This window comes from Streptomyces sp. I05A-00742 (assembly GCF_013055795.1).
Taxonomy (GTDB): domain Bacteria; phylum Actinomycetota; class Actinomycetes; order Streptomycetales; family Streptomycetaceae; genus Streptomyces.
In genome coordinates, this window is the sequence record NZ_JABETO010000058.1 from 22582 (window position 1) to 28581 (window position 6000).

4 protein-coding genes are annotated in these 6000 nt (G+C 73.4%); 1 reads left to right on the forward strand and 3 read right to left on the reverse strand.

What is annotated here, in order from left to right; translation table 11 throughout:
* Positions 1 to 1272 precede the first annotated feature (1272 nt).
* Positions 1273 to 1854, reverse strand: coding sequence for a TetR/AcrR family transcriptional regulator (locus HN013_RS30350; protein WP_171171925.1), 582 nt, complete (start codon positions 1852 to 1854; stop codon positions 1273 to 1275).
* 68 nt (positions 1855 to 1922) lie between these two features.
* On the opposite strand from HN013_RS30350, the gene HN013_RS30355 reads away from it, so the two are divergent.
* Entirely contained in the window at positions 1923 to 2417 is a 495-nt protein-coding gene (locus HN013_RS30355) for an SRPBCC family protein (RefSeq protein WP_171171926.1), read from the forward strand.
* 298 nt (positions 2418 to 2715) lie between these two features.
* Here the strand turns inward: HN013_RS30355 and HN013_RS30365 are convergent, their stop codons facing one another.
* Positions 2716 to 4959: an ATP-binding domain-containing protein gene (locus tag HN013_RS30365; protein ID WP_171171932.1), complete on the reverse strand. Its 2244-nt coding sequence runs from the start codon at positions 4957 to 4959 to the stop codon at positions 2716 to 2718.
* A 487-nt stretch (positions 4960 to 5446) separates the two neighbouring features.
* Positions 5447 to 5611, reverse strand: coding sequence for a hypothetical protein (locus HN013_RS30370; protein WP_171171928.1), 165 nt, complete (start codon positions 5609 to 5611; stop codon positions 5447 to 5449).
* Positions 5612 to 6000: the final 389 nt, after the last annotated feature.

A 6000-nucleotide genomic window follows, 5' to 3' on the forward strand; every position in this document is an offset into this window, starting at 1 on the left:
TTGTGGGTGGGGCGGGGTCGGTGGGCGGTTTACGTGGCGGGTGCTTGGCCGGCTGCCGGTTTCGTCGTTGCGTGCGCCCCGAAGGCGGCTGGCTACGGAGAAGGTGGGCGGGCGGCCCGGGGCCGGTTGTTCGGCTTGCGGGCCGGTGGGACGGGAAGTGGTGGATCCGGGCGGCCGAACACGGCGTGTCGCGCCGGAAACCCGCCCGAATCCACCACTTCCGTCCGGCCCCGGGTTCATCAACCCCACTCGCCTCATTCGCCACACCATCCCGGCCATTCACGGGGAAGGGGCGTGCAGCCAGGGTGACCGTCCGGCTGCCAGGCCAGCGGGACAGCAACCGGTAGATNCGCCGGAAACCCGCCCGAATCCACCACTTCCGTCCGGCCCCGGGTTCATCAACCCCACTCGCCTCATTCGCCACACCATCCCGGCCATTCACGGGGCAGGGGCGTGCAGCCAGGGTGACCGTCCGGCTGCCAGGCCAGCGGGACAGCAACCGGTAGATCCGGGCGGCCCAGCACGGCGTGTCGCGCCGGAAACCCGCCCGAATCCACCACTTCCGTCCGGCCCCGGGTTCATCAACCCCACTCGCCTCATTCGCCACACCATCCCGGCCATTCACGGGGAAGGGGCGTGCAGCCAGGGTGACCGTCCGGCTGCCAGGCCAGCGGGACAGCAACCGGTAGATCCGGGCGGCTCAATACGGCGTGTCGGCCCGAATGCCCGCCCCGATCCACCACTTCCTCCCGCGCTTCGGCCCACCAACCCCACTCGCATCATCCACCACACCGCCCTGGCCATTCACGGGGAAGGGGCGTGCGGCCGGGCCGACCGTCCGGCTGCCAGACCAGCGGGGCAGCAATTGGTAGATCCGGGCGGCCAAGCACGGCGTGTCGCGCCGAAAAGCCGCTCCAATCCACCACTTCCGTCCGCGCCCCGGACCGCCAACACCTCGCGCCCCACCGGCCACACCACCCCGGCCACCCAGAGACCCGCACCGGCCAACCCACGCCCGCCGTCCCCCCGCTCCTGCCCAGCCCGCCGCTTATCGGCGCGCGCAACGATGAGACCGGCGGACGGCCAAGCACCCGCCACGTAAACCGCTCACCGCTGCCGCCCCACCCGCGACCCGTACTTCACCGCCGGGCTCCCTCCTCCGCAGCCCGCCGTTTTTCGGGCGTGCGCGCAACGACGAAACGGGGGTGGACGGCCAAGCACCCGCCATGTAAACCGCCCACCGCTGCCGCCCCGCCCCAGCCCGACACTGCCTCAGCTCAACAGCGCCTCCGCGCACTGCTCGGCCAGTTCCTCCGCGTGGTCGGGCAGAGGCGCTCCGGCGCGGAGGTGGCGGCGGACGAGGGAGAGGGGGAGGTCGATGAGGGCGAGGGAGACGCGTTCGGTGTCGCGGGGGGTGGTGGTGCCGAGGGCGGTGGTGATCGAGGCCACGGCGGTGTGGACGCGTTCCGTGCCGAGGGCCGCGCGGTGGGTGTGGTGCTCGGCCCACTCGGCGCGTCCGAACACCTCGGGCCCGTGCAGCAGGAGGGCGGCCTCCTCGGGGTGGGCCCGGCTCCAGGCGACGACGTGGCGGGCGGCGCGACGGGCCGCCGGGCGCGGCCCGTCGGCGCCGGTGAGGGCGGCGAAGTAGCCGTCCTGGAAGCGTTCGACGGTCCGCAGCCACACCTCCGCGAGCAGTGCGGTGCGGTTGGGGAAGCGGTGGTAGACCGAGCCGCTCGGTGCGCCCGTTTCCTTGGCGACGGCGGACATCGTCACCCCGGCCGGACCGTGCGCGACGGCCAGGCGCACCGCGGCGTCGAGGAGCTGGTCCGCTGTGAAGCGGGTTGGGCGTGGCATGTAGTGGAGAGTACTCTCCATAATGAATTAGAGAGATTTCTCTATAACGCGCCACGGGAGGTCGGACCATGGATGTCGTCAACGTGCACGAACGCCTGCTGAACGCCGGGCCGGAGGACGTCGGAGCGCTGCTCGACTCGCTGGCGGGGGACGACGACCGGCTGTGGCCCGAGTCGCACTGGCCGCCTATGGTCCTCGACCGGCCCCTGGCCGTCGGGGCGACCGGCGGGCACGGTCCCGTCCGCTACACGGTGAGCGCGTACGTCCCCGGCGTCTGGGTCCGCTTCACCTTCCGCGCGCCGCGGGGTTTTCACGGCTTCCACGAGTTCACTGTCCTCCCCGTGGACGGCCGGCGGACGGTGCTGCGCCACACCCTCGCCATGCATGCCCGCGGTCCGGCCCGGCTCACCTGGCCCCTGGCCTGGGGGCCGTTCCACGACGCCTGCCTGGAGGATGCCCTCGACCGGGCCGAGCGGGCCTGCACGGGCACGGTCGCGCGCCCGGCGCGGTGGAGTCCGTACGTGCGGTTGCTGTGGAGGCTGGCGGCGAAGCGGGGGAGTTGAGGGTTCGTCCGGATGGAGGGCGCCCTTGGGGGTAGTTCGTGGCAACCAAGCGCACCACCGTCAACGGCATCGAGCTCGCCTGCGTCGAGCAGGGCGAGGGCCCGTCGGCCCTGCTCCTGCACGGTTGAGAGGCTTCGCTCCGGGCCAAGTGCCATGCGCCGACAGCATGTTGATGAGGGATCCGATCGCGGACACCAACGCGCTGCACGAGGCGCTCGGCGGGGTCGGCCGGTAGGGGCGCCCCTTCCGGCTCGGTACGAGCGGCGGTAGGGGCGCCCCGGAGCGCCGGTAGGGGCGCTCAGGCCGCTGTCGGCACTCCCCCCGGGGCCGGTTCCAGGCCCGCCGGCAGTGCCTCCGAGTGCACGACCCCGAGCCGTTGCGTGGCCCGTGTCAGGGCCACGTACAGGTCGCTCGTCCCCAGTTGGCCCGGCTCCGCCACGATCACCGTGTCGAACTCCAGCCCCTTGGCCTGTCGGGGGTCGAGCAGGACCACGGGCCGGGTCAGATCGGGGGCGGCCCCGGAGGAGGCGTCCGGCAGGGCGGCGAGGAGCGCACCGTGCAGGGCGCGCGGTGCGATGACCGCGGTCCGGCCGTCCTCCTGCCCGGCGAGGGCCTCGGCGACGGCTCCGGCGATCGCGCGCGGGACGTCGTCCGTCCGCAGTGTCCAGGGGCGTGCGCCCGTGGAGCGGATGGAGCGGGGAGGGTGGAAACCGGGGTCGCCGGAGGCACGGACCACCTCCGCCGCCACCTCCATGATCTCGGCGGGGGTGCGGTAGTTGACGTCCAGCCGGATGTGCTCCCAGCGGTCGCCGACGTACGGCGCGAGGGCCGCCGCCCACGAGCCGCAGCCGCCGGGTTCGGCCGTCTGTGCCGGATCGCCGACCAGGGTCATGGACCGGGTCGGGCAGCGACGCATCAGCAGCCGCCACATCATCGCGGACAACTCCTGTGCCTCGTCCACGATGACGTGGCCGAAGGCCCAGGTGCGGTCGGCGGCGGCCCGTTCGGCCGCGCTGCGGTGGTCGGCCTCCTCCTGGCGCTCCGCGAGCCGCTCGGCGTCGACGACGTCGTGGGCGGCCAGCACCTCCGAGTCGTCGTCCGCCAGGTCCTCGAACTCCTGGGTGCGGGAGCCGTACGACATGTCGAGCACGCCCTGCGCGTAGGCGATCCGTTCCTGCCGCGCGGCCTCGGCCGCGGCGCGGGCGGCCGAGTCGTCCTCGCCGAGCAGTTCGGCGGCCTCGTCCAGCAGCGGCACGTCGGCGGGGGTCCACGGGCCGCCGTCCCTGCGGACGGCGTCGGCGTCGGGCCCGGGCAGGTGGACCGGGTCCGCCAGGAAGCCTGCGACCAGCTGCTGCGCGTTGAGCAAGGGCCACAACTCGTCGATGGCAGACCGTACTTCGCGGCTGGCTGCCACCGCCTTGCCCAGCTGGGCGGCGTCGTCGGGGCCGAGGAGATTCGGCCCGCCGAGCGGGTCGGCGCCGATCCGCTCGACGAGCTGCGCGGTGAGTGCGTCGATCACGGCGAACGCGAAGTGCGGGCGGGCGAGGTTGTGCGGCAGCCGGGTCGCGCGCGCCCGGTCGCGGGCCGCCCGGGCGATGACCGCGTCCAGCACCAGGTCGCCGTCGTCGTGCGGGATCACCAGTTCCGCGTCCGGCAGCGTCTGCCGGTCCCGGACGTACGCGGCCAGCGCGTCCGCCATCACCGCGGAGCCCTTGACCCGGGCCGCCCGCGGGGTGTCGGTGCCGGTCGCGGTCACGCCGGGGAAGAGCTCGCCGGGCGTGGCGAGCAGGACGCCGGTCTCGCCGAGGGAGGGCAGTACCTCGCCGATGTAGCCGAGGAACGCCGGGTTGGGCCCGACGATCAGGACGGCGCGGCGGGCGAGTTGCTCGCGGTGCGCGTACAGCAGGTAGGCGGCGCGGTGCAGGGCGACCACCGTCTTCCCGGTGCCGGGACCGCCCTCGACGACGAGGACGCCGCGGTGCGGGGCGCGGATGATCCGGTCCTGCTCGGCCTGGATGGTCTGCACGATGTCGTGCATCCGTCCGGTGCGCGCGGCGTCCAGCGAGGCGAGCAGGACGGCGTCGGCGTCGCTGCCCTCCAGGCCGGTGCGCTCCGGGTCGGTGAGGTCGAGGATTTCGTCGTGCAGGGCGGTGACGCGGTGGCCCTCAGTGCTGATGTGGCGCCTGCGGCGCAGGCCCATAGGCGTGTGCCCGGTCGCCAGGTAGAACGGACGGGCCACGTCCGCCCGCCAGTCGACGACCAGCGGCGTCCGGTCGGCGTCGTCCCGCCGGATGCCGATGCGGCCGATGTGGTGGTCGCGGCCGTCGCGGAATGCCAGCCGTCCGAAACAGAGCCCGTTCTCCCCGGCGTTGAACGCGGCGAGCAGCCCGGACCGCTCGGCCACCAGCACATCGCGCTCCAGCCGGGCCTGGAAGGTGCCGCCGCCCGAGGCGAGCGCGGCACTCACCCCGGCTTCCGCCTGCGCGCGGAGTTCGGTGAGACGTGTGTGAAGGTTGTCGATGAATTGCTGTTCATGACGCAATTCTTGGGCCGACGCGTTTGACAAGGTGACTCCCGCCCCGATATCATGGCCTTACAAAGCTGCTCTATGCGCTGATGGTGACGCGGCATAGAATTAGCCAATATACCTAGGGAAATGCCCCGGTTGTCAATATGGACGGCCGGGGCATTTCCCTTTTGTGTGCTCGGGAACGCCGGGGTCCGGAGCGGGCAAGTTTCCGTGTGAGGAGAAATGCGGATGACGTCGATGGAGTCGTGAGGCCCGTTCCTCCGCCTCCGCGCCTGCGGCGGCTGGTGGGAACCGTCCTTCCGGTGGCAGTGGTGCTGGCCGCCGGAGCGGTGCTCGTCGGGCCGCTGCATCTGGGGGACACGGCTTGGGACGGAGTGCGGAGGGGTGGTCCCGCCCTTGTCGAGGAAGGGGATGAGGGCGAGGACGGGGACGGGGACGGGGACGGGGACGGACGGGGACGGGGTTACGGAGGAGGGCGCCCCTCCGTAACCCCCTCGCCTCAGCGGCCCCGTCGTCCGCCGGTGCCGGACCTCGGCCGCAGCAGGGCAGCGGTGAGCACGGCAGGGGTGGTGAGCATCAGGGTGAAGGTGATCACGGAGGTGTGGCGGGCGAGGTCCTTCCCGTCGCCCGCGGCGGTGTTCCGGTAGGGGCGGTAGTGGACCACCTGACGACCCCCCGGCGGCTTCGGGGCCGGGATGTGGCTCGCCGGGGGTGAGGATGCTGCCGGGGCGGGCGGCGCCGGTGAGGCCGGTGTGGAGCGGGAAGGCGGTGCCGGTGGTGCCGGCGGTACGGCGATCGGGGCCGCCGGAGGGGCTGGTTGCCGGGCGCCGGGCGGCGCGGGGGCCGGAAGCGCAGGGGCCGGCGGGTTCGCCGGGGCACCCGGGGGCTGAGCGGGCGTGCCCGGTGCGGCAGGTGCGCCCGGTGAGCCGGGAGGCGGCACTGCGGCGGGCGGTGCCGGCGCGGGCGCCGGTGGGGCAGGGGCCGCGGGTGCCGGTGGTGCGGCGGGGGCTGCGGGAGCCGGTGCTGGAGGAACCGCTGCCGGAGGTGCGGCTG

Excerpts from the sequence above, each read along its gene's own strand:
- HN013_RS30350 (WP_171171925.1), bottom strand. The coding sequence starts at position 1,854 with ATGCCACGCCCAACCCGCTTCACAGCGGACCAGCTCCTCGACGCCGCG.
- HN013_RS30355 (WP_171171926.1), top strand. The coding sequence starts at position 1,923 with ATGGATGTCGTCAACGTGCACGAACGCCTGCTGAACGCCGGGCCGGAG.